The sequence below is a fragment of the Agrobacterium sp. 20P9.1.2 genome (assembly GCF_057799395.1).
The window spans coordinates 204,358-228,415 of sequence record NZ_JBYOKI010000003.1; the positions used below are offsets into that span (position 1 = coordinate 204,358).

At 57.9% G+C, this 24,058-nt stretch carries 20 protein-coding genes; 8 read left to right on the top strand and 12 right to left on the bottom strand.

The annotated features are described in order from the left end of the window. Nucleotides 1-52: 52 nt before the first annotated feature. The 6 genes from AC27VJ_RS10380 to cckA all read right to left on the bottom strand — a co-directional run bounded on the left by AC27VJ_RS10380 (nucleotide 53) and on the right by cckA (nucleotide 7,675). Entirely contained in the window at nucleotides 53-394 is a 342-nt protein-coding gene (locus AC27VJ_RS10380) for an AzlD domain-containing protein (protein WP_488683946.1), read from the bottom strand. After that, on the bottom strand, nucleotides 391-1,146 hold the full coding sequence (locus tag AC27VJ_RS10385) for an AzlC family ABC transporter permease (RefSeq protein ID WP_488683947.1): 756 nt from the start codon (nucleotides 1,144-1,146) through the stop codon (nucleotides 391-393). The genes AC27VJ_RS10380 and AC27VJ_RS10385 overlap by 4 nt, the downstream gene beginning before the upstream one ends. A gap of 71 nt (nucleotides 1,147-1,217) precedes the next feature. Continuing rightward, complete coding sequence (gene clpA, locus AC27VJ_RS10390) at nucleotides 1,218-3,716, bottom strand: ATP-dependent Clp protease ATP-binding subunit ClpA (RefSeq protein ID WP_488683948.1); 2,499 nt, start codon at nucleotides 3,714-3,716, stop codon at nucleotides 1,218-1,220. A 10-nt stretch (nucleotides 3,717-3,726) separates the two neighbouring features. Next, nucleotides 3,727-4,080 (bottom strand): ATP-dependent Clp protease adapter ClpS, encoded by a 354-nt coding sequence (gene clpS, locus AC27VJ_RS10395; RefSeq protein ID WP_113088038.1) that lies wholly within the window; start codon nucleotides 4,078-4,080, stop codon nucleotides 3,727-3,729. A 186-nt stretch (nucleotides 4,081-4,266) separates the two neighbouring features. After that, nucleotides 4,267-4,983, bottom strand: coding sequence for a helix-turn-helix transcriptional regulator (locus tag AC27VJ_RS10400; protein ID WP_488683949.1), 717 nt, complete (start codon nucleotides 4,981-4,983; stop codon nucleotides 4,267-4,269). Between the two features lie 97 nt (nucleotides 4,984-5,080). After that, a complete protein-coding gene (gene cckA, locus AC27VJ_RS10405) occupies nucleotides 5,081-7,675 on the bottom strand; it encodes a cell cycle histidine kinase CckA (RefSeq protein ID WP_113088036.1) in 2,595 nt (864 codons plus the stop codon). A gap of 357 nt (nucleotides 7,676-8,032) precedes the next feature. Between cckA and AC27VJ_RS10410 the strand changes: the two genes are divergently transcribed. Next, on the top strand, nucleotides 8,033-9,292 hold the full coding sequence (locus tag AC27VJ_RS10410; RefSeq protein WP_488683950.1) for a flagellar biosynthetic protein FliO: 1,260 nt from the start codon (nucleotides 8,033-8,035) through the stop codon (nucleotides 9,290-9,292). A gap of 184 nt (nucleotides 9,293-9,476) precedes the next feature. Here the strand turns inward: AC27VJ_RS10410 and alaS are convergent, their stop codons facing one another. Both alaS and recA read right to left on the bottom strand, forming a co-directional pair. Further along, entirely contained in the window at nucleotides 9,477-12,140 is a 2,664-nt protein-coding gene (gene alaS, locus AC27VJ_RS10415; RefSeq protein ID WP_488683951.1) for an alanine--tRNA ligase, read from the bottom strand. Nucleotides 12,141-12,331: 191 nt separating this feature from the next. Then, nucleotides 12,332-13,420 (bottom strand): recombinase RecA, encoded by a 1,089-nt coding sequence (gene recA, locus AC27VJ_RS10420; protein ID WP_488683952.1) that lies wholly within the window; start codon nucleotides 13,418-13,420, stop codon nucleotides 12,332-12,334. A gap of 247 nt (nucleotides 13,421-13,667) precedes the next feature. Between recA and AC27VJ_RS10425 the strand changes: the two genes are divergently transcribed. Then, complete coding sequence (locus AC27VJ_RS10425; protein WP_488683953.1) at nucleotides 13,668-14,606, top strand: carbohydrate kinase family protein; 939 nt, start codon at nucleotides 13,668-13,670, stop codon at nucleotides 14,604-14,606. Nucleotides 14,607-14,637: 31 nt separating this feature from the next. Continuing rightward, on the top strand, nucleotides 14,638-15,561 hold the full coding sequence (locus tag AC27VJ_RS10430) for a pseudouridine-5'-phosphate glycosidase (RefSeq protein ID WP_113088031.1): 924 nt from the start codon (nucleotides 14,638-14,640) through the stop codon (nucleotides 15,559-15,561). 92 nt (nucleotides 15,562-15,653) lie between these two features. On the opposite strand, the gene AC27VJ_RS10435 is transcribed toward AC27VJ_RS10430, so the two are convergent. Next, nucleotides 15,654-17,936: an OmpA family protein gene (locus AC27VJ_RS10435; RefSeq protein WP_488683954.1), complete on the bottom strand. Its 2,283-nt coding sequence runs from the start codon at nucleotides 17,934-17,936 to the stop codon at nucleotides 15,654-15,656. A gap of 340 nt (nucleotides 17,937-18,276) precedes the next feature. On the opposite strand from AC27VJ_RS10435, the gene AC27VJ_RS10440 reads away from it, so the two are divergent. The 5 genes from AC27VJ_RS10440 (at nucleotide 18,277) to AC27VJ_RS10460 (ending at nucleotide 22,127) form a co-directional block, all read left to right on the top strand. After that, nucleotides 18,277-19,050, top strand: coding sequence for an ABC transporter substrate-binding protein (locus AC27VJ_RS10440; protein WP_113088029.1), 774 nt, complete (start codon nucleotides 18,277-18,279; stop codon nucleotides 19,048-19,050). Between the two features lie 114 nt (nucleotides 19,051-19,164). Beyond that, on the top strand, nucleotides 19,165-19,968 hold the full coding sequence (locus AC27VJ_RS10445; protein WP_488683955.1) for an ABC transporter permease: 804 nt from the start codon (nucleotides 19,165-19,167) through the stop codon (nucleotides 19,966-19,968). Next, entirely contained in the window at nucleotides 19,965-20,795 is an 831-nt protein-coding gene (locus AC27VJ_RS10450) for an ABC transporter permease (protein ID WP_113088027.1), read from the top strand. The genes AC27VJ_RS10445 and AC27VJ_RS10450 overlap by 4 nt, the downstream gene beginning before the upstream one ends. 162 nt (nucleotides 20,796-20,957) lie before the next feature. Then, nucleotides 20,958-21,224: an usg protein gene (locus AC27VJ_RS10455; protein WP_113088026.1), complete on the top strand. Its 267-nt coding sequence runs from the start codon at nucleotides 20,958-20,960 to the stop codon at nucleotides 21,222-21,224. 78 nt (nucleotides 21,225-21,302) lie between these two features. Next, nucleotides 21,303-22,127 (top strand): class I SAM-dependent methyltransferase, encoded by an 825-nt coding sequence (locus AC27VJ_RS10460; RefSeq protein WP_488683956.1) that lies wholly within the window; start codon nucleotides 21,303-21,305, stop codon nucleotides 22,125-22,127. A gap of 89 nt (nucleotides 22,128-22,216) precedes the next feature. On the opposite strand, the gene AC27VJ_RS10465 is transcribed toward AC27VJ_RS10460, so the two are convergent. The 3 genes from AC27VJ_RS10465 to AC27VJ_RS10475 all read right to left on the bottom strand — a co-directional run bounded on the left by AC27VJ_RS10465 (nucleotide 22,217) and on the right by AC27VJ_RS10475 (nucleotide 24,007). Then, nucleotides 22,217-22,705, bottom strand: a complete 489-nt coding sequence (locus AC27VJ_RS10465; RefSeq protein ID WP_111838188.1) for an Lrp/AsnC family transcriptional regulator — start codon at nucleotides 22,703-22,705, stop codon at nucleotides 22,217-22,219. A 66-nt stretch (nucleotides 22,706-22,771) separates the two neighbouring features. After that, the gene (locus AC27VJ_RS10470; RefSeq protein ID WP_488683957.1) at nucleotides 22,772-23,419 is read right to left on the bottom strand and encodes a uracil-DNA glycosylase family protein; all 648 of its coding nucleotides are present in this window, start codon (nucleotides 23,417-23,419) and stop codon (nucleotides 22,772-22,774) included. Between the two features lie 9 nt (nucleotides 23,420-23,428). Then, nucleotides 23,429-24,007: a thermonuclease family protein gene (locus AC27VJ_RS10475; protein WP_488683958.1), complete on the bottom strand. Its 579-nt coding sequence runs from the start codon at nucleotides 24,005-24,007 to the stop codon at nucleotides 23,429-23,431. Nucleotides 24,008-24,058: the final 51 nt, after the last annotated feature.

Below are 24,058 nucleotides of genomic sequence, written 5' to 3' on the forward strand. Positions count from 1 at the left end.
AATACGATCTCGCTATATTGAACAAATAATTGGATAAAAAAATAAATCAATATTACGTTAGACAAATAAGTCCGATTGCTAGGAGTATTATTGGCGTAACAACACCAACAAATACCCTTTGTTTGCTAGCAAGAAACACCGCAAAACCCAGTGCCGCCGCACCAACTCGCAACCACATCGGCGAATGTTCCAGCGTGCCCGTTGGGAAAACGATTAGCTTTGCAGTCACGGCCATCACGAGAGCGGTGGCCACTGCCCTCACCCAATTCAGCGTTTCCGAACCTTCTTTCAGCCGGTTGCCAGCGATGACGCCGAGCCAACGCCAGAGATCGGTGGCGAGCCAGCCGGCAATAGCAATGAAGAGATAGGGTGCCCACCAAGCTTCGCTCATCATGGTTCGCCCTCCTCTGTCACAGGCGCAATCTTGCGGCGGAACCAGAAACGGTCGATGAGGTAGGCCAGCGTGCCGCCGCCAATGCCGGCATAGAGAATATCGAATTCCGGCTCGATGACTGCAAACAGCGGTCCAGCGATGACGCCGATGACGAAGGCCACCTTGACGACTGTATGGTGGGCAGAAGCCCAGATGGACGAGACGAAATAGACCGGCGTCAGGAAAAAGAGCACACCCGCTACGACAGGCGGAAAGGCCGCCACCACGCCGTAGCAGATGCCGACGATGACGGCATTGATGAGCGTCAGCGTCATGCCAAAGCCCGCAAACCATGCCACCCGCGCCTCACGCGGCACCTTGGTCAGATTTTGCGTGGCGAAGACCCAGGCGGTGATGGCCACGAAATGCGAGAGAAACAGCAAAAGCCATGTCGGCGTTTTGGCGGTGCGCATTTCCGGCACGATGGACGCCACCATGGGCATCATGCGGATGGATGACAGCGTAACGACCAGAAAGCAGGTCGCCAGTCCCGCGCCACTCGTCATCGCACCGATCAGGATCATCTTCGCAGGTAGCGCCCAGATGGTTAGCGTCATGAAAACTGCTTCACCGCGGCTCACTCCCGACTCCAGCGCAAAGGCGCTAAACCCGACGAAGGATGTCATGAGAATGAGGGCTGGAAGCGAAAAAATGCCCTTCATGCCTCGGAAAAACCAGAGGGAAAGAGGCTCCACAACGCTGTCTGAAGGCATGTCTAAATCCGGTATCGATAAAATAAAGTGCCGGGCACAGAGCCCGGCACTTATCACATTATATTATCAACTTACTTCTTTTTCGGCACCTTAGGCACGGTGTTGGTCTTGCGACGTGGTTTGGCGTCTTCTTCCGCCTTGTCCGTCTCAGCAACCACCACCTCGGCCTCTTCGGCCTTGGCGGACTTTGCCTTACCCTTGGTCTTGCCGGGCGACTTCGCCGCCTTCAGCTCAGCCTCGGGCTTTGGCTTCACTGGAGCCGTTTCCGGCAGCACGTCCAGCTTGAGGCTTTCGGTGCCGTCTTCCTTCTTGTCAATGCTGACGCTGACGACGCCGCCCTTCTTGAGTTTTCCGAAGAGAATCTCATTGGCCAGCGGCTTCTTGATGTGCTCCTGAATGACGCGACCAAGCGGACGCGCGCCCATCTTCTCATCATAGCCCTTCTCGGAAAGCCAAGCGATGGCATCCTCATGCAGGTCGAAGGTGACATTGCGTTCAGAAAGCTGCGTTTCCAACTGCATGACGAACTTCTGCACCACCTTGTGGATGACCGCAGTCGGCAGCGGCGAGAACGGAATGATCGCATCCAGACGGTTGCGGAATTCCGGGGTGAACAGGCGGTTCAGTGCCTCTTCATCCTCACCGCTACGCTTGGACGAACCGAAGCCGATAGCGGATTTCGCCATTTCAGACGCACCCGCATTGGTCGTCATGATCAGAATGACGTTGCGGAAGTCGATCTTCTTGCCGTTATGGTCGGTCAGCGAGCCGTGGTCCATGACCTGCAACAGGATGTTGTAGATGTCTGGATGCGCCTTCTCGATTTCGTCCAGCAGCACCACGCAATGTGGATGCTGATCGACGCCATCGGTCAGAAGACCGCCCTGGTCGAAGCCAACATAACCGGGAGGTGCACCCAAGAGACGCGATACGGTGTGGCGTTCCATATATTCCGACATGTCGAAACGCAGCATTTCCACACCGAGCGAAGCGGCAAGCTGCTTGGCGACTTCGGTCTTGCCCACGCCCGTTGGGCCGGAGAAGACGTAGGAGCCAATCGGCTTGTTAGGTTCGCGCAGACCTGCACGGGCAAGCTTGATGGCAGTGGACAGGGCCTCGATAGCGATGTCCTGACCGTAAACGACCGAACGCAGTTCCTTCTCAAGGTTGGCGAGAACCATCTCGTCATCCTTGGAAACGGTCTTGGCCGGAATACGCGCCATCGTCGCAATCGTAACCTCGATCTCCTTTTCGGTGATCAGCTTGCGACGCTTGGAAGCTGGCAACAGCATCTGCGCGGCACCGGTCTCATCGATCACGTCGATGGCCTTATCCGGCAGCTTGCGGTCCGAGATATAGCGGGCCGAAAGCTCCACCGCCGCCTTGATGGCTTCGTTGGTGTAGCGCAGGTGATGGTAATCTTCGAAATAGGGCTTCAGCCCCTTCATGATCTCGATGGCGTCTTCGATAGATGGCTCGTTGACATCGATCTTCTGGAAGCGACGAACCAGTGCACGGTCCTTCTCGAAGAACTGGCGGTATTCCTTGTAGGTTGTCGAGCCGATGCAACGAATCACACCTGACGATAGCGCGGGCTTAAGCAGGTTGGAGGCATCCATAGCGCCGCCCGATGTCGCACCGGCACCGATCACCGTGTGAATTTCATCGATGAACAGCACCGCACCCGGATACTCTTCCAGTTCCTTGACGACCTGTTTCAGGCGCTCTTCGAAATCACCGCGATACCGCGTGCCAGCAAGCAGCGTGCCCATGTCCAGCGAGAAGATTGTGTCGTTCTTCAACGCTTCGGGCACTTTACCCTCAACGATCCGCTTGGCGAGACCTTCGGCGATGGCCGTTTTGCCAACACCGGGATCACCCACATAAAGCGGGTTGTTCTTGGAGCGACGGCACAGAATCTGGATTGTGCGGTTAACCTCGGCGTGGCGGCCAATCAGCGGATCGATCTTGCCGCCACGTGCCTTGTCGTTCAGGTTCACGCAGTAAGCTTTCAGCGCATCCGGTTGCTTCTTCGGTGCTGCACTATCGTCTTCTGAACTGCTGCGCGCAGGCTTCGCCTCATTCTCGGTGTCTTCTGCACCACGGGGCGACCGGGTCTGGGAGGTGCCAGGGCGCTTGCCAATGCCGTGCGAGATGTAGTTGACGGCGTCGTATCGCGTCATTTCCTGTTCCTGCAGGAAGTAGGCGGCGTGGCTTTCGCGCTCTGCGAAAATCGCAACCAGCACATTGGCGCCGGTTACCTCTTCGCGACCGGATGACTGCACGTGAATGACAGCGCGCTGAATGACGCGCTGGAAACCTGAGGTCGGTTTGGAATCCTCGTCGTAACCCGTTACCAGATTGGAAAGTTCGTTGTCGACATAATCGACCACCGTCTTGCGAAGCGCATCAAGATCGACGTTGCAGGCACCCATCACGGCTGCCGCATCCGCATCTTCTATCAACGCCAGCAACAGATGCTCGAGCGTCGCATATTCATGATGACGCTCATTTGCAAAGGTCAGTGCCTGATGCAGCGCCTTCTCTAGACTTGGGGAAAAAGTTGGCACGTTGCGATCCTCATTTCTTTTCCATGACGCACTGAAGCGGATGCTGGTGCTGTCGGGCGAAATCCATGACCTGACTTACTTTTGTCTCTGCGACCTCATATGTAAATACCCCGCATTCGCCGACCCCATGCTGGTGAACATGCAGCATGATACGGGTCGCCCCTTCCCTGTCCTTCTGGAAAAAACGCTCCAGAATATGAATGACGAATTCCATGGGAGTATAGTCGTCGTTCAATAAAAGAACACGGTAGAGATTGGGCTTTTTTGTCTTCGGTTTGGTGCGGGTAATAACAGACGTTCCGCGGTTCGCACCGCCATCTTCCCCTTCACTGTCGCCCTGCATGTAGATCGACTTAGCGATCATCTTTTGTCATTCTCCAGATCAAACTCGCACCGGCTTTTTGGGTGACGAGCCAGAATTTCGCTTACCTATATTTAGGTCGTCCAATGGTGATTTTAAGCCCCCCGCGCTGCACTGCAATCACTAATCCGTTCACAGACGAGGAAAGTGTGAACAGAAGCGGGAAGCGATGGCCCGCACAAACCCTTCTCATCGTGACAGTCCTCGCCGCAGGGTCACCGCAACCGCATGTTCAAAGGTCGAGACCTCCATCTTGCGGCAAATCGATTCCATCAAATAGCTCATCGTAATGCTGGACAGGGCCACTTTTGCGGAGATCGCCTCGAAACTTTCCCCATCTACGGCCAGAAAGAGGATCTGTTTTTCAAGGCCAGAAAGCGGTTGCCTCTTTTCCGTTCTTGCACGCCCGATCATCGTCAGGCGTATATGCATGTGGAACATTAACATGCTCAGCCGCTCGACCTCATCCTCCTCGAGATGCGGCCGATCTCCCGCGAAGCCGATCAGCCGCGGCAGCGATGAAACACCGAGCGCCGGAAAGGTGATCGCCATGATGAAACCGGCGGCGCGATAGAACGCTGCGGTCTCCGGCTCGATCTCGCCTCTGGCTTCCACCTCGGCCAAATCCCAGGGCATCGGGCCCAAAGTACCGGGCAGATGCTTGGAAAGCCGGGCAACGAATTCTGCCATGCGCTCATCGATTTTGTAGAAAAGATCGGCTGGAAGATTGGATGGAAAAAGAAAGGAAATCGGCTGTTCTTCATCCAGACGCGCGGTTTCGAAGACGCAATAATAACGAAAGCCGAACATCTGCTGAACTTCGGTCAGCAACAACGCGACATCGTCCATCGTGTCGGCTTTCTGCATTCTGATGAGAAGGTTCTGGTTGATGTCATACCTCTGCATCAAAAACCGGCCATCCGGTTGGGTCGGGATGGCCGAAGGGGCGATGTCAACTCAGTTCGGCGCCCAGCGAAAAGCATGGAGCGCCGGACCTTTCCTGTCAATTTTCGCCATCCAGCATTTCGCGCACGGCCACGGCCAGTTGCTTCAGCGAGAACGGCTTTGGCAGGAAGCCGAATTTGGCATCGGCAGGAAGGTTCTTGGCAAAGGCGTCTTCGGCATAACCGGACACGAAGATGAACTTCATGTCTGGATAGGTTTTGCGAAGCTCCCGCAGCAGCGAAGGTCCATCCATTTCCGGCATCACGACGTCGGAAACGACGATATCGACCTTACCTTCCAGTTCTTCCAAAACTTCCAGCGCTTCCGTACCGGAGCCCGCCTCGTGCACCGTATAGCCACGCGTTTCCAGCATTCGCTTGCCGCCGCGGCGCACCGCCTCCTCGTCTTCGACGAGAAGAACGACGGCGGACTTTCCGGTCAGATCGACCGGCTCTTCCTTGGCAGCTTCTTTGACCGCTGCGGCATCTGCTGCGGCCTGAGTCGCTTCGTTCTCGAGCTGTTGAGCCACCTCGATGATGTGGCGCGGCAGGAAGATGCGGAAAGCCGTACCCTTGCCCACTTCGGAATCGGGATAGATATAGCCGCCGGACTGTTTGACGATGCCATAGACCATGGACAGGCCAAGGCCAGTGCCCTTGCCCACTTCCTTGGTGGTGAAGAAGGGTTCGAAAATCTTGTCCATGATCTCAGGCGGAATACCGGTTCCGGTATCCGCAACTTCGATCATGACCAAATCTTCCGCTGGAAGATCGGAGCGTCCGAGAGAAACGACCTCGCTTGCATCCATGTTGCGGGTGATAATCTTGATTTTGCCGCCCTGTGGCATGGCATCGCGCGCATTGACGCAAAGGTTGATCAGCACCTGTTCAAACTGCGAAAGGTCAGTTTTGACGGGCCACAGATCGCGCCCGTAATCCACTTCCAACTTCACATTGGTGCCGGAAATCAGCCTGTCGACCAGCATGCGCAGATCGCCGATGACATCCGTCAAATTCAGCACCGCCGGACGCATGGTCTGCTTGCGCGAGAAGGCCAGCAACTGGCGCACCAGTACGGCGGCGCGGTTGGCGTTGCGCTTGATTTCCATCAGATCCGCAAAGCTGGCATCGGCAGGCCGCGCCTGAAGCAGCAGATGGTCGGACGATAGAAGAATGGCAGTCAGCACATTGTTGAAGTCATGCGCTATGCCGCCCGCAAGCGTACCCACCGCATTCATCTTCTGCGTCTGCGCCATCTGTGTTTCCAGCGCCTTCTGCTCGGTCACCTCGATGGCATAGACGATGGCCACCTCTTCCGGTGCCTCGTCATCCTGATCGATCACAGCATGGACATAGAAACGGAAATGCCGCGTCTCGTCGGTCGGATGGCGCGAGTCGAAGGGTGCGATGTCACCCTGACGATCCTTGGCGGCATCGATGGCCTGCAACAGCTTCGGCTTGTCATTATCGAGCAGCACAGCGTCGAGAACGACGCCACTGTCAATATCATCCCGCCCGACGACGCCGGAGAACAGCTTGAGGAAGGGCGCATTGGTGCGCAAAATCCGTCCGTCGCCATCCAGAGAGGCAATCGCCATCGGCGTGTTGTTGAAGAAGCGCGTAAAGCGCATGGCCGATGCGGACTCGGCATTTTCCTTGCCCTTGGAGCGCATCAGCACAATGGTGCGGCTCTCGCCCGGCGCGCCATCCCGCGTGGCGGTGACCTGATGTACGAGCCGCGCGGGCATGCTCTGGCCGTTCACGCGGCGCATGTCGAGATCGAGCATTTCCGTGCGGTTGGTGCCTGCATGCGGCTGAACGGATTCGATCAGCGCCATGCCCTCGCCCGCAACGATGTCGGATACCGTTAACGAACCGGGAGAGAACTGCGCCAGATCGATACCCAGCCATTGCGACAGCGTGGCATTGAGATAAACGATCTCGCCCCGCTTACCGGCAGAGAAGAAACCGGCCGGAGCGTGGTCGAGATAATCAATGGCGTTTTGCAATTCGCGGAAAAATCGCTCCTGATCTTCACGCTCGGTGGTGATATCGGCAATCTGGAAGACGTGCAGATCGTTGCTGCTCGGGTCTTTCAACAGCCGCGCCTTCAGGCGGTACCAGTGCGGGCCGGACTGCGAGGTGTTTTCGCTCAACGGCTTCAGCAGGCGGAATTCTTCGTAACCATCATTGCCATCGCGCAGGCCGTTGATCAGCCGGTAGAGTGCTTCCGTCGATTCCCGGTCGCGTGACAGCAGCGTCTCGAGGCTCTGGATATCCGTCGCCTTCTTGGCGCCGGTCATCTGACAATAGGTCGCGTTGGCATAGACCAAGCGGCCCTTGGGATCGGTGATCAGCGTGCCATCCGGGTGGGAGGACAGGAAGCGGCGGGCCATGCCATCGGATTGCGATTGCGGCATGACTTCGATGAAGCCGATGGCGGACGACACCAGAAAGAAAATGCCGAGCATCGCCAGTACGCCGAGAATGCCGAGGACGACCTCGTTCTCCAGCGAATTCTTGAAATAAACGAAACCAACGGCAGCAGCGACCAGTACGAGCGCCAGCAGCAGGATGCGCAACAGCGTGCCGGAACGGGCGCGCCTATCCACCAAGGGGAAGTCATTGTCGCTGGCTTGGCTCACCTTGGTCATTGAGGCTCTAACCCTTGCAGTTTTGGCGATCCTTCATCATTCCAAGACAAATGCTTCGAACGGAATCGCTTTTATCTATCCCTTGTAGCAATTTGCAGAAATATCAAAAAGCTCCGGCACACCATAAACCTTTGCCAATACACAGCGAATGCGTCGCAATTGGTGCGATATCGCCAACTGCGTGGCACCTTTGCCACGTCGAAATGTGGCGAGAGGTGGAACGGTGCAGCAATTTCGTGGTTAAGCACGGATAAAAACTTGTGCTTGGCGCAAAAAAATCGTCTTTTCGCTTCAAACTGCTTGAAAAATTCAAACGCGGCAATCATTTGCCCGATAAAAGACTGAAGGGTTGGCTCGATGATGGATGAGTTTATCGGCACTTACGGCAACAATCTGATTGTTGCTGTCGTAGGGGTCGGCGTTGCACTTCTTGCCTTGGCAATCATCTTATGGATCATCCGCAGACGCGGTGGCTCCTCACCCTTCATTCGTGGCGGCAAGAACCGCCAACCACGCCTGCAAGTGCTGGATGCCACCGCCGTAGACGCCCGCCGCAGGCTGGTTCTCGTGCGCCGCGACAATGTCGAGCATCTGGTCATGATCGGCGGCCCGACGGATATCGTCATCGAAAGCGGGATCGGTGCCATTCCAATCCTCAGAGACGTGCGCGACCCGCAGGATGAGATGCTGACATCGGAAAAGGCCATTGCGCACAACCGTCAAAGAACCCTGCCACCGGTGAAAGAAGAAGAGCATCGTCCGGCTCCCCCAATTGCCGCAGCAGCCCCTGCACCCCAGCCGGAAGCGAAACCCGCGCCCGTTGCGGCAGCCACACCTGTCGCACAACCCGTCGCCGCAGCACGCCCCGCTCCGCCGCCTGCACCAAGACCGGCGGCCCCTACGCCCACACCGGCACCAACGGTTACCGCTACGCCACCGGCACCCCCTGCGCCTCGCCCCGTCGCGCCGCCAGTGCAGTCAGCACCGGACGTTGCCCCGGTTCCAAAGGCCGTCGCCAGAGAGCCGATCGTTCCTCCCGTCGCAGCAGCGGTCGTCCCCGCAGTCACGGTCGCATCCCTGCAGGCCGATCTAGCGGCAAGACCAGCGGCACCCACTCCCACCCCTATCTCGGTCGCTTCTCAACCCATCACGGCACCCACGCCGGTCGTCTCTGCCCAGCCCATCCAGCCGCCGCAGCCTGCGGTGCTGACACCTGAAGTGGCACCAGAGCCAATCGCTTTGCGGGAAGCATTCATCGACCAGAACAACGCCGTCGATTTTCTTGACGCCGCCCGCGAGCGCGTCCTGCCGACCTTCCGCAACGAAACGCCCATCAGCGCCACGGCCAATGTCGCCAAGCCCGAACCTCTTGCGCCCAACGCCGATGGCACGGTTTTCGGAGATCAGCTGACCAGCGATTTCGAAAGCTTTCTCCAGGCCGAAATCGAAAAGAACAACGCCAGCGGTGCGCCGGATGTGAGCCTCGATCCAAGAGCGCAGCCGCAGGAAACCGCAGAGCCAGTCGCCCCAGCCGTCTCCAGCGACCCTGATGACCGCGACGTGCAGAAGGAAATGGCGCGTATTTTCGGTGAAATGGCGGTTACGCGCGACAGGTAGGACTGCAAAGGGCAGTCTTGGTCTCAGCGTAAGGCCCAGCGAGTTATTTTCTCGGGCTTGTCCCGAGGAAATAACGAACCACAATATTCAATGTGATCTGCCCCTCGCAACAAGCAAGGCGGCGAAGCGATAGGAAGCCTTATATGCAAAGGGCGGGTCAAAGCCCGCCCTTTTATTCATTTACTCAAGCAGCGAGCGCTGCGGCCACGGCCTCTATTGCCTCATCCGCCTTAGCGCCATCCGGGCCACCGGCCTGCGCCATGTCAGGACGGCCGCCGCCGCCTTTGCCGCCGAGAGCAGCGGACGCGGTGCGCACCAGATCAACCGCACTGAAGCGCGAGGTCAGGTCTTCAGTCACGGCAGCAACCGCGCTAGCCTTACCGTCTTCTGAAACCGCAATCAGCAGAACCACGCCGGAGCCGAGGCCACCCTTGGCCTCATCCGCAAGGCTCTTCAGGTCCTTTGCATCGATGCCGGAGAGCGACTTGGCGAGGAACTTCACGCCGCCGATCTCCTTGACGTCGCCAGCAGAACCCTTGGACGAAGCGCCACCCATGGCGAGCTTGCGGCGGGCGTCGGCCAGTTCACGCTCCAGTTTCTTGCGCTCATCCAGCAGGCCTTCGACGCGGCCCAGCACTTCGGCTGGCTGAACCCTGAGCGAAGACGCCAGCGCCTTGACGCGATCATCCTGCTCGGCCAGATAGGCGAGAGCCCCTGCCCCCGTAACCGCTTCGATACGACGCACACCCGCGCTCACGGCGCTGTCGCCAAGAACGCGTACCAGACCGATCTGGCCGGTGGCCGACACATGTGTACCGCCGCAGAGTTCAACGGAATAGGGACGATTGGCCTTCGCGCCGTGAATGCCCGTGCCCATCGATACGACACGAACTTCATCGCCGTATTTCTCACCGAACAGCGCCATCGCACCTTCTGCAATCGCATCGTCCACGCTCATCAGACGCGTGACGACAGGCGAGTTCTGGAGGATGATTTCGTTGGCCATTTCCTCGACGATCTTCAACTCCTCAGCCGACATAGGCTTGGGGTGAGAGACGTCGAAACGCAGCCGCTCGGGTGCGACCAGCGAACCCTTCTGGGCCACATGTGTGCCAAGAACTTCGCGAAGTGCTTCATGCAACAGGTGAGTTGCCGAATGGTTGGCGCGCAGGCGTGAGCGGCGGTCGTGATCGACCGTCAGCTGAACTTCATCACCAATCTTGACGCCACCCTTGGCAACAGTGCCGATATGCACGAAGAGGCCTTCGCCCTTCTTATGCGTGTCGGACACCGTGAAGCTGCCGTCATCAGACGAGATGACGCCCGTATCACCCATCTGGCCACCGGACTCACCGTAGAACGGCGTCTGGTTGACAACGATCTGAACGCTGTCGCCCTCAACAGCGCTATCGACAGACTTGCCATCCTTGACGATGGCCTGAACGATACCTTCCGCCGTTTCCGTGTCGTAACCGAGGAACTCGGTCGCGCCGTGCTTTTCCTTGAGTTCGAACCAGACGGTTTCGGTCGCCTTGTCGCCAGAGCCGGTCCAGTGCGAGCGGGCCTCTGCCTTCTGGCGCTCCATCGCGTCGGTGAAGCCGGCAACATCCACGCCAATTTCGCGGGCGCGCAGTGCATCCTGCGTCAGATCGAGCGGAAAGCCGTAGGTGTCATGAAGCTTGAAGGCCGTTTCACCGTCCAGCATGTCGCCCTTGTGGAGCGTGGATGTGGCATCCGACAGCAGGGTCAGGCCACGGGCCAGCGTCTTGCGGAAGCGGGTTTCTTCCAGCTTCAGCGTTTCCGAAATCAGTGCTTCGGCACGCACCAGTTCAGGATAGGCGCGGCCCATCTGCTGAACGAGTGCTGGCAGCAGCTTCCAGATCAGCGGCTCGCGCGAACCCAGCAATTCGGCATGGCGCATGGCGCGGCGCATGATGCGGCGCAGGACGTAGCCGCGACCTTCATTCGACGGCAGAACGCCATCGGCAATGAGGAAGGCAGAAGAGCGCAGATGGTCGGCGATGATGCGATGGCTTGCGCGGTTCGCACCTTCAGCCGGAACGCCGGTGGCTTCGACGGACGCAGAGATCAGCGCGCGGAACAGGTCGGTATCGTAATTGTCATGCTTGCCCTGAAGCAGCGCGGAAATGCGCTCCAGGCCCATACCGGTATCGATGGACGGACGCGGCAGATCGATGCGCTGCTCCTTCGTCACCTGCTCATACTGCATGAAAACGAGGTTCCAGATTTCGATGAACCGGTCGCCATCCTCATCGGCAGAGCCTGGAGGGCCGCCCCAGATGTGATCGCCATGATCATAGAAAATTTCGGAGCAAGGACCGCAAGGACCGGTATCGCCCATCGCCCAGAAATTGTCGCTGGTCGGAATGCGGATGATACGATCATCGGAGAAACCGGCAATCTTCTTCCAAAGGTCGAAGGCTTCGTCATCGGTGTGATAGACCGTCACCAGAAGACGGTTCTTGTCGATTCCGAATTCCTTGGTGATCAAGTTCCAGGCGTGGGTGATCGCCTCTTCCTTGAAATAATCGCCAAAGGAAAAGTTGCCCAGCATTTCGAAGAAGGTGTGGTGACGAGCGGTGTAGCCGACATTGTCCAGGTCGTTATGCTTGCCACCGGCGCGCACGCATTTCTGCGACGACGCGGCTGTCGAGTATGGGCGGCTTTCCAGTCCGGTGAAGACGTTCTTGAACTGCACCATGCCCGCATTGGTGAACATCAATGTCGGGTCGTTGCGCGGCACCAGCGGGCTGGATGGCACGATTTCGTGGCCGTTCTTCTTGAAGTAGTCGAGGAAGGTCGACCGGATTTCATTTACACCGCTCATACGAAGTCCTTCATTGCCACGCGATCCCGCGGCCATAGCATAAAAAACACTGGCTTTTATCGCTCACCACCCTGCCTGTCCAGCCAAAGAGGGCGGCGTTACGACACAAATAAAGGCCGCGCGAAACAATCGCACGGCCTTTACAGTTCAAATTCCAGGATATCGCCGAGCCGGAGCCCGGCAAAGCTGACTTATGCGTCGGGATCGCTCCCGTCAGAATCGGCTTCCGGTCCACCATTCTCAAGGAAGCGCTCCGCGATCAGACCAGCATTCTGGCGAAGAGCCAGTTCGATCTCGTTGGCAACGGCAGGGTTTTCCTTGAGGAAGGTCTTGGCGTTCTCACGCCCCTGCCCCAGACGCTGGCTATTGTAGGAGAACCAAGCACCTGACTTTTCAACGAGACCGGCCTTGACGCCAAGGTCAACCAGCTCACCGGTCTTGGAAACGCCTTCGCCATACATGATGTCGAATTCGACCTGCTTGAAGGGAGGCGCCATCTTGTTCTTGACGACCTTGACGCGGGTCTGGTTGCCCACGACTTCTTCGCGATCCTTGACCGCACCGATGCGGCGGATGTCGAGGCGAACGGACGCGTAGAATTTCAGGGCGTTGCCGCCCGTCGTCACTTCCGGCGAACCATAGGAAATGCCGATCTTCATACGGATCTGGTTGATGAAGATGACCATGGTCTTCGACTTGGAAATCGAAGCAGTCAGCTTGCGCAGCGCCTGGCTCATCAAGCGAGCCTGAAGGCCCGGAAGGCTGTCGCCCATTTCGCCTTCGATTTCCGCACGCGGTGTCAGCGCCGCAACGGAGTCGACCACGAGAACATCACACGCACCGGAACGTACCAGCGTATCGGTGATTTCGAGCGCCTGCTCACCCGTATCGGGCTGGGAGATCAGAAGATTGTGCAGATCGACGCCGAGCTTGCGGGCATAGACTGGATCGAGCGCATGTTCGGCATCCACGAAGGCGCAAATGCCGCCCTTTTTCTGCGCTTCTGCAATGGTCTGCAAGGCGAGCGTCGTCTTACCGGAGCTTTCCGGTCCATAGATTTCGATGATACGGCCCCTTGGCAAACCACCGATGCCGAGTGCAACATCGAGGCTGAGCGACCCTGTCGAAATGGTCTCTACCTCGACGATACTTTCATTGGAACCGAGCTTCATAATCGATCCCTTGCCGAACGAACGTTCGATCTGGGAAAGCGCCGCTTCCAGTGCCTTGCTTTTATCCACTGCTTTGTCCTCTACAAGACGCAAAGAATTTTGTGCCATCTGGAAACCACCTTTAGGTTATTGAAGCCGCACAGGCAATGAAGCTCTCTATGGCGATTTTGTACTTTATTTGTTCTCCCTTCACAAGCGCGCATCATCATATTGAAATCAAATATGGATAAGTCCTTTGTTCTACTTTTGTTTTTCTTTTTACGCTGTGGAAAAAATGGCTGATGCGATAGCATTCAAACGGGTCATCAGGCACGAATCGACACGATTCTGACCGATCACAAAAGGAAAGTTTGCAGTGAAGAAAATACTCGTTCTTGGCGGCGCACATATAGACCGCCGCGGCATGATCGAGACCGAAACCGTGGTTTGGGCCAGCAATCCCGGCGCGTGGATGGAAGAAGCAGGCGGTGGCGGTTTCAACGCTGCGCGCAACCTCTCGCGGCTTGGCTTTGCGGTCAGGATCATCGCGCCGCGCGGCGGTGATGCCAATGGCGAGACGGTTTCCGCTGCCGCACGCGAAGCAGGCGTGGAAGACACGCCATTCACCTTTCTCGACCGCCGTACGCCAAGCTACACCGCCATTCTGGAACGCGACGGCAATCTCGTCATCGCCATTGCGGATATGGACCTTTACAGGCTGTTCACCCCTCGCCGCCTGCGCGTGCGCGCCGTGCGCGATGCGATCATGGCAAGCGACATAATCCTCTGCGACGCCAACCTGCCCGAAGATACCTTGCAGGCCGTCGGCACGGCAGCGCGGGTTTGCGAAAAGCCTCTGGCGGCCATCGCCATTTCCCCCGCCAAGGTGGTAAGGCTGAAAGCGGCGCTGCCGGATATCCATATGCTATTTATGAACGAGGCGGAGGCGCATGCGCTGACGGGTCAAAGCGTGGATGACGTGCGCGAATGGCCAAAGCACCTCGCCGCACTCGGACTTCGCGGCGGCGTCATCACCAGCGGTGCGCGTCACGTCGTCGCCTTTTCCGAACGGGAAACGGCCATACTCCATCCGCCGCTGATCGAGGCCGTGCGCGATGTCACCGGTGCGGGAGATGCGATGGCATCGGGTTATCTCGCCGCAATTTCGCAAGGTGAGCCGCCTTCGCAGGCCCTTCGCTGGGGTGCGGCGGCCGCTGCCATCACTGTTCAATCGCTCAGTGCGACGGCAGCGGAACTGGACACGGGTTCGCTGGAAGCGATGCTGGCCCTTGTCCCCGCAGCCGAAATGTTGTGAAGAGATCGCTGAGATAGAATTGGAAGAAACAATGACAAAACCCCAGCCCCCGCTTTTGCCCATCGCCTATTCGGACGAGGTTGCCGCAGCAAAACAACGCGGCGCGCCCATCGTCGCTCTCGAATCCACCATCATCACCCATGGCATGCCCTACCCCGGCAATATCCAGATGGCTGAAAGCGTGGAGCAGATCATCCGCGATCAGGGTGCGGTGCCCGCCACCATCGCCGTTATCCACGGCACGCTGCATATCGGGCTTGAGAAGCACCAACTCGAGGCACTTGCGCAGACAACGGATGCAATGAAGGTCTCGCGCGCCGATATCGCCTTCGCCATTGCCGAACGTCGCACCGGCGCCACCACCGTTGCTGCCACGATGATTGCCGCCGAACATGCAGGCATCAAGGTTTTCGCAACAGGCGGCATCGGCGGCGTGCATCGCGGCGCGGAAGAAAGCTTCGATATCTCTGCCGACCTGACCGAACTTGCCAAGACCGGCGTGATCGTCGTCTGCGCGGGTGCAAAGGCCATTCTGGACGTTCCCAAAACACTGGAAGTGCTGGAAACGCAGGGCGTTCCGGTCGTCACCTTCGGATCGACGGAATTTCCAGCATTCTGGTCACGCTCGTCAGGTCTCAAGAGCCCGCTGTCACTCAACAGCCCGGCGGCCATCGCCAATTTCCAGTCCACCCGCGAACAGCTGGGTATCGTAGGCGGCATGCTGATCGCCAACCCCGTGCCGGAAGAAGACGAGATCGCCAGCGAGGAGATGGAAATCTACATAACCCGCGCGTTGTCCCATGCAGAGGAAGATGAGATTGCTGGCAAGGCCGTCACCCCATATCTGCTGGCAAAGATCTTCGAAATCACCGAAGGCCGCAGCCTTGAGACCAACATTGCACTGGTGCGCAACAATGCCCGCCTTGCTGCCGAAATCGCGGTTGCGTTGGGCTGAAGCTGAAGGCGCTGCGTTTTAGCAAGTAACGCAAAACAGACAAAAGCCCGGAAACCTCTCGGTTCCCGGGCTTTTTAGTACGTGCGATCCGCTTATTTCTGCGCGATCGGCTTCACCAGCGAGGTGATGCGGCGGATGGTTACGCGTCGGTTTTCCTGTGCTGGTCCGAGTGTCTGGACCTTGAGGAAGCGCTCGCCATAACCCTGCGTCGTCAGGTTTTCCGGCGGAATGCCGTAAACATCTGTCATCACATTGGCGACGGAAGCGGCGCGCTCGTCAGAGAGAACAAGGTTGCTCTCGTCGCTGCCCACGGCGTCGGTATGACCTTCGATGAGGAAGGTTTCCGCCGGGTTGTTCTTCAGCACCTTATTGATGGCATCTGCCACCTTGCGCAGAGACTGTGCCTGGCTCATCGGAATTTCGGCACTGCCGGTCGCAAAGGTAATCGTGTCGAGGTCGATACGGCGGACCTTGTCACGAATACGGGCAGAGTAGCGCACTTCATCCATTGTGTAGACACGCTCTACGGGCTCTACCGGCGGCTGCTCCAGGAAGCGATAATAATCGCGGTCCGGATCACTGGACGTGTCGATGATATAGTCCTGAACTGGGATACGCAGGCGCATCGGGGGCAGGTCCAAGCCCGGGTCGCGATAGACATATTCACGATCCGGCTCATCCACCAGTTCCGGTGCGTAGAACAGCACATACTCACGGCCACGATTATCGATGCGCGAACGCTGGATGATATCGCCGTAGCGGTTGCGAACGGTCACGACCTGCGTGCCATCTGGCCGCTCAATCGTTTCGCGGTAACGGTCGTCAGGAAGACGCTCGTAATATGGCTTGGCACCATCACGGACGAAACGGTCGTCGTCATTGCCACGCACGACCACGCGGTCGCCGAACTGCAGGAAGACGCGATCGCCCATGTCACGATCCCGTGGGCCGCCGCGCGGCATATCGCGGGGCTGCCATTCACGCACGCCATCCGGACGATCATAGTCTGGACGACGGTTGATCCGCTCACCCTGAATATTGGTGATGGCCTGAATGTTGATCTGCGGTGGAGGATTGTTTCCACGCGCCGCAGCTTGCGCTTCCGCATCAGATGTCGGCACCTTGTAGTCCTGAACCTGCTCGCGTTCCTGACGGCGCTGTTCGCGGGACTGCTGGTTGCCGGTGCGTTCGGCTTCCTTGTCGCTGTCGAGAACCGCAGCACCCTTGTCTACCGGCAGAATAACAGTATCGGCAGACTTGGATGGGTCCTTGGCAACAGCACGGGCCTTGTCGAGCTGCTCCTTGGTCGAAGGAGGTGCTTCCTGCTGCGGAACTGCGACCTGATCAGGAACGAGTTCGCCAGCTGGCGCCTGTCCTGTGGTTTTGCCATCCTGCGGTGCGGGTGTTGGTGCATTTGGCATCGGTGCAGGTTCGCCGTTCTGGCCACGCGGTGGGCGCGGCTGTTCGGATGGCTGCTGGCCCGGTGCGGGGTTAGGCTGCTCTCTTGGCTTTGGCGGCTGGCCGGGTGTCGGCGGCTCGGCAGGTACGGGCGCGTTCTTTGCATCCGGTTCTGGGGCTGCTGGCTTCTTGCCGGGAACGGCTGGCTTTTCCGGGTTTGCTTCGCCGGCTGCCGGTGCAGGCTCCTGGCCAGGGCGAGGACGCTCGCCTTCAGGGCGTGGCTTCGGTTCGCCTTCTGCGGCTGGCTGCTGATCGCCCTGCTGGTGACGTGGGCGCTCCTGCTGCTGTTCCGGCTGAGCCTGGTCGGGCGCGGCATCCGGCTTGGCGTCGCGACGTGGACGTTCCGGACGTGTTTCGCCTTCAGCCGCTGGCTGCTGGTCGCGTGGGCGACGTGGGCGCTCCTGCTGCTGCTCGGGCTGAGCCTGCGCAGGTGCTGCATCCGGCTGGGCTTCGCGGCGCGGGCGTGGCTGCTGCGGCTCTGGCGCAGCTTCTGGTGCTGCCTCACGACGAGGACGCTGCTGTTGTTCGGGTGCGGCCTCCGGTGCGGCTTCGCGACGCGGGCGCTGCTGCTGTTCCGGTGCAGCTTCGGGGGCGGCCTCACGGCGTGGACGCTGCTGTTCGGGTGCCTGCTCTGGCGCTGCCTCGCGGCGTGGGCGCGGAGCTTCCTCCTGCTGACGCTGAGGCTGTTCGGCCTTCGGCTCTTCCTTTGGCTGCTCCTGCTGGCGCTTCTTCAGAAGCTCCTCAGCATTGGGATCTGCCTGTGCCAGAAGGACGGGTGCGCTGGCGGTATCCGTTGTTTGAGATGATGTATAATGAATAGCGCCCGCGTTGGCCGCAGCCAATGCAGGCTCGGCAACCATCGCAATCGACATGAGCGGAAATACCACCCCGGTCAGCAGCTTGTTTTTCTTGAGCATCGTAGTTCCTCACCTAGTGATCGTCTTTATACCGCTGTCTCACGGCCTTTTGAAAAACCTTCTGCACATGCGGGCGGTGAACAACGCCTGAATGGCAGTCTTGTTCCCATCATGGCGAAGCTGTTCTGTACCGCAAATGAACAGATCAAGGCCTTTTCATGAACTGATTGTGGCCTTCGTTGCGGTGCGAAACGATTAGGGTTGCATTTTCAAGACAAGGATAAGACTATCCGCCAAGCGCGGCGCTCACCCTTTCGGGCTAAGAGGCCACGCGAAACATTCACCGCCCGGAAAACATAAACAAACCGGTGCGGAAGACTCGCCGAAAGAGAGGATCGAAATGCGTATTTCCACCCGTCTGCTAGCTGCTGCATCGATTGCCGCGATGTCGCTTTTCTCCGGTGCCGCCATGGCACAGGACAAGCTGGTCATTGGCACGGAAGGCGCCTACCCACCCTTCAACGTTCTTGAAGCAGACGGCACCCTGACCGGCTTCGACATCGACATCGCCAAGGCGCTGTGCGTTGAAATGAAGGCAGAGTGCACTTTCGTCACGAATGACTGGGACGGCATCATTCCTGCCCTGCAGGCCAAGAAGTTCGACGCCATCGTCGCGTCCATGTCGATCACGCCAGAGCGTCTGGAAAAGGTCGATTTCTCCAAGAAGTACTACAACACGCCGCCAGCGATTGCCGTGCCAAAGGACAGCCCGGCCAAGACGGTCGAAGACCTGAAGGGAAAGACCATCGGCGCGCAGGGTTCCACCACCCACGCCAACTATGCCGAAAAGCACCTGGCGGATTCGGAGCTAAAGCTCTATCCGACGGCTGACGAATACAAGCTCGACATCACCAATGGCCGTATCGATGGCGTCATCGACGACATCGTCGTTCTGTCGGAATGGGTCAAGTCCGACGCTGGCAAGTGCTGCAAGATCCTGACGCCAATGCCGGTTGATGAAGCCATCAACGGTCAGGGCGCGGGCATTGCGGTTCGCAAGGGTGACACGGCGCTTGCCGACAAGTTCACTGCTGCAATCGCCGCAATCCGTGCCAATGGCGAGTACAAGAAGATCAACGACAAGTACTTCGATTTCGACGTTTACGGCAAGTAAGCGATTTGTTTGTTGAATATTGTGGCGGAAGGCTTGCCCTTCCGCCATTTTTGTTTGAGAACAAGGTCATAAAACAATACGAAACGCGCGGCAAAGACCGCAGGGGAAATTGGCATGAGCGGAGCATTTTCCGCCATAGGTTCGTTCTGGACCTATCTCACTTATCTCTTCGATCCATTCTGCGGACCGGTAGGCATCTTCTCTCTCTTCGGCAACGGAGCACTCGTTGCCTGTGGCGATGCAGGCTGGGGCGATGAAATCGCCTATGGCGTCAAGATCACCATTTCTGTTGCGCTCGCCACCTTACCAGTCGGGCTGACCATCGGCTTTCTCATTGCGCTTGCCGCGCAATCCAGTGAAAAATCGCTGCGGCTTGCCGCCGGTATCTACACCACCATCTTTCGCGGTCTGCCGGAGCTGCTGACGCTCTTCATCGTCTATTACGGCATCCAGATGCTGTTGCAGTCCGCCGGTGGCTATATCGGCTTTTCCGGCCCAATCGAAATCAATGCCTTCGTTGCGGGCATGGTCGCGCTTTCGGTGGTTTTTTCGTCCTACGCGTCGGAAGTGCTGCTCTCTGCCTTCCGCGCCATTCCCAAGGGCCAGTATGAAGCGGGCGATGCGCTGGGTCTTTCTCGCAGCCGCACCATGGTTCTCATCATCATTCCGCAATTGGTGCGCATTGCCCTGCCCGGCATGACGAATCTCTGGATGATCCTGCTCAAGGATACGTCCTACGTCTCCATCATCGGCCTGTCCGATATTCTGCGCCAGACGGGCATCGCCGCGCGCGTCAGTAAGGAAGCCTTCTTCTTTTATGGCATTGCCTGTCTGCTCTATCTCATTCTGGCGCTGATTTCGTCCTTCGGGCTTGGCTTCATAGACCGCTGGTCGCGCCGTTCGGAGGCACGCCGATGAGCCACGCCGAACACCTCATCCCTGCACGCCCTGCCCCGCCCGCCGCCGCCAAGCCGCTTTCCGCCTCCAAAATCGTTGGCGTTACCGTAACCGGCTTGTGGCTGCTGCTGGCGCTGGGTCTCATTTACAGCGTCATCGATGATTGGGACCCAGACAAGTTCACGCGTTATGGCCCGCGCTATCTCGATGGCTTGATCACCACCATCACGCTGGTGGGAACATCGATCATTCTCGGCGCGATGCTATCGCTGCCCATCGCATTCGCACGCATGTCCAGCAATCGCATTCTCGGCACGCTGGCCTATGTCTATGTCTATGTGTTCCGTAGCACGCCGCTTCTGGCGCAGCTTTTCCTGATCTATTACGGCCTTGGCAGTTTCCGCCCCGAGATGGAAGCCGTCGGTCTATGGTGGTTTTTCCGTGAGGCCTGGTATTGCGGCCTGTTGTCGCTGACGCTCAATACCGCTGCCTATCAGGCGGAAATCTTGCGTGGCGCGATCCAGAGCGTGCCGAAGGGTCAGCTGGAAGGTGCCGCATCGCTCGGCATTTCCAAGCCGGTGACATTCTGGAAGATCGTTTTGCCGCAAGCCCTCATCGTAGCGCTGCGCCCTTACGGCAACGAAATCATCCTGATGATCAAGGGCTCCGCCGTCGTCTCCATCGTCACCGTTTATGATCTGATGGGCCAGACACGTTATGCGTTCTCGCGCACATTCGATTACCAGACCTATCTCTGGGCTGCGATTTTCTATCTCTCCATGGTCGAAATATTGCGTCACGTCTGGGCATGGCTGGAAGCGCGTCTGACGCGGCACCTCACCCGGTAAACGCTTGGCAGCACTCATGCCGAATGAATGCTAACAGTCTGAAAAATATAACGAATTTGTGACAATCTGGCCAATTGGCAAGGTTCGGTTAATCATGTCATGCTCCCATGGTCTGCGATACTTCCTGTGTATCGGCGACCAACAAGAACCGGAGCAGCCGCCATGAACAAAGACATGGAAATGATGCTGAAGGGCTATGGCGTTACCACGGCCCAGATTTTCTACCATATGCCGGACCATCCCGTCGTTCTGCAAACCTACCTCTGGCAGAACTACGATCTCGCGCCGGATTTTCCCGAAATGAAGGGCTTCCTCAAATTCTGGCAGGAAAAGCTGGATGGGCCGCTGCACTCCGTGCGCTACGTCCATCGCCAGCTGATTTCCGCGCAGGAATGGCGCTCGCTCAAGGGAGAGTTCATCCTCCACTAACGAAAACAGGCATTGCACCTCACGGCGTTGCGGACTAAGCAGGCTTCAATTTTCAAAGCCAAGCCCCGGATGCGCGCCATGACGAAGAACCAGAAGATCGATGAAGAGGCTCTAGCCGAAGCCTATAACCGCGCTCTTGCGTTGGAAAAGGCTGGCGATATCGATGCTGCGGTCAAGGCTTATGAAGAGGTTCTGGCCATCGACCCAGACGATCACGGCGGCGCTGCCGTTCGCATCGCCTCCATGGGACGCGGTGAAACGCCGCCCAAGGCACCGGATGCCTATGTCGAAACCCTGTTCGACCAGCAGGCGCAAGCCTTTGAAGATATTCTGGTCGAACAGCTCGGCTATGCCGTACCAATGATCGTGCGCCAGCGCCTGCAAACGCTGGAACTTGGCCCTTTCAAACGTCTGCTAGACCTCGGCTGCGGCACAGGCCTGACCGGCGAAGCCCTGCGCGACATGGCGGAAGACATTACCGGCATCGACATTTCCGAAAACATGGTCGAACTCGCCCATGAAAAGGAACTCTACGAAACGCTCTATGTAGCGGAAGTCGAAGACTTTCTGGAAGACAATGACGACGAACCCTTTGACCTGATCACGGCAACTGACGTGCTGCCCTATCTCGGCGCGCTGGAGCCGGTCTTTTTTGGTGCGGCTGAAAACATGGTCGAAGGTGGCGTCTTCATTTTCTCATCGGAAACCCTGCCTACCGAAACCCTCGCTGGCCGCCCCTATATGGTCGGCCCGCACCAGCGTTTCGCCCATTCCGAAACCTATGTCCGCGAACGCCTTGCTGCGACCGGTTTCGAGATCATCGAAGTCACCGACATCAACGTGCGCATGCAGGACGGACACCCGACGCCGGGTCATCTGGTGATTGCGAAATTCAAGGGGTGATAGCGTAACGTCAGTTACGCTCATTCCTATGCTCGTCACAGGAATAAGGAACGAAAGAGTGGGCGCGCCATCCGGCACGCCTCTTCACATCACTCTTCGCCGGACTTCGGGTTGTCCAGCAGCATGTAATCCAGCGGCAGTTCCGTCGTGTATTTGATCTGCTCCATGGCGAAGGCAGAGGATACGTCGCGTATTTCGATCTTAGCGATCATGCGCTTGTAGAAGGCATCATAGGCGGCGATGTCTGGCACGACAACGCGCAGCAGATAATCCACGTCACCGCTCATGCGGTAGAACTCGACCACTTCCGGAAATTCCGAGACGACTTCGGAAAAGCGCTTCAACCACTCGATGGAGTGAGATGCGGTGCGGATGGAAACGAACACCGTGACCTTGGTGTTGACCTTGCCGGCATCGAGAATGGCGACGCGACGACGGATGACACCGTCCTCTTCCATCTTCTGGATACGTCTCCAGCATGGCGTCGTGGAAAGACCAACCTTCTTGGCAAGGTCGGCAACAGCAAGGGTGGAGTCTTCTTGCAGAATTCGTAGTATTTTTCGGTCGAGGCGGTCCAATCTACTCTCCTCCAGAATTATTTTCCTCTGTTTACACTAAAAAAAAGGAAAAAAAAGAAATTTGTTTCAGGAGAGTAGCCTATCCACATTCTGTCGAAGCACGGGCAATAATTCCCCCTCAAACCAGGGGTTTTTCTTGAGCCAGGCGCTGTTTCGCCAGCTTGGATGCGGCAATGCCAGCACCGGCACGCCCTGGTTTACATGGAGATAGCTGCGCCAGTTCTGCACCGTTTCCGTCATCGTCTTCATGCGGCGTGCACCCAGATGCCAGGCCTGCGCATATTGGCCGATGGCCAGCACAAGCTCGATCTGCGGCATGGCCTGCATAACGCTTTCGCGCCAGCGCGGCGCACATTCCAGCCTCGGCGGCAGATCGCTGCCTTTGGCGTCGTAACCCGGAAAACAAAAACCCATCGGCACGATGGTGAAACGGTCGGCATCATAGAATGTCTCGCGGCTGACATTCAGCCAATCCCGCAGACGGTTGCCGGAGGCATCGTTGAACGGCAGCCCGCTTTCATGCACGCGCAGGCCCGGTGCCTGCCCGGCAATCAATAGTCTAGCCTTGCCGGAAATCACCGCCACAGGTCGCGGCTCATGCGGCAAGCGATCCACCTCGCCCTTTAACGGCGTATCCCGACAGATGCGACAGTGTGCGATATCCCGCCGCAATGCCGCTATCAACGCCTCATCCTGCTCCGCCTTTGCCAACATGACGCGACCTTACCACCCAAGAACATGACGAACCAGAGACAGCACACCCGCCAGAGGTACATCCATATCGGCAGCCTTATGCTCCCGCCGCCAGTCGCGCGGCTGCTCGAACGTGCCGGACCAGATGCCCGCACGCTGGCTTTGTGCCAAGGCCTGCTCGCGTGAGAACAGGAAATACTCCGTCGTCACTGCGTAACCCGCCGCAACGATCTGCGCGGCAACGTCTCTGCCATCGACTGAACAGCGCACCAGCAGCCGCTTGTAGCGATCCCGTTCATTACCGGAACATTCCACTGTGCCGGATTGCAGCAATGTTTTCACATAGGCCTTCGCTTCGGCACCACAAGGCCACTCACTATTGTCGCGCAGGCAGGTCTGGTTCAGTTCCGGCGCGTCGATACCGACGAGACGAAAGCGTTCGCCATCCCGCGAAACGGTGTCGCCATCGACCGCCGTAAACCGACCCGAAAACCGCTCCTGGTTCAGCCCATCCACCTTTGCCGCAATCAGCGTTCCCATAATCAGTATCAGGGCCGCGATGATGCCGTCCTTCACCAGCCGGAAGGGCGTGCCTGACTTTCGTCTCATGTAAGAACAAACCCTTTTCAGAAATGGCAAACAAATCCTTTAACAGCAGCA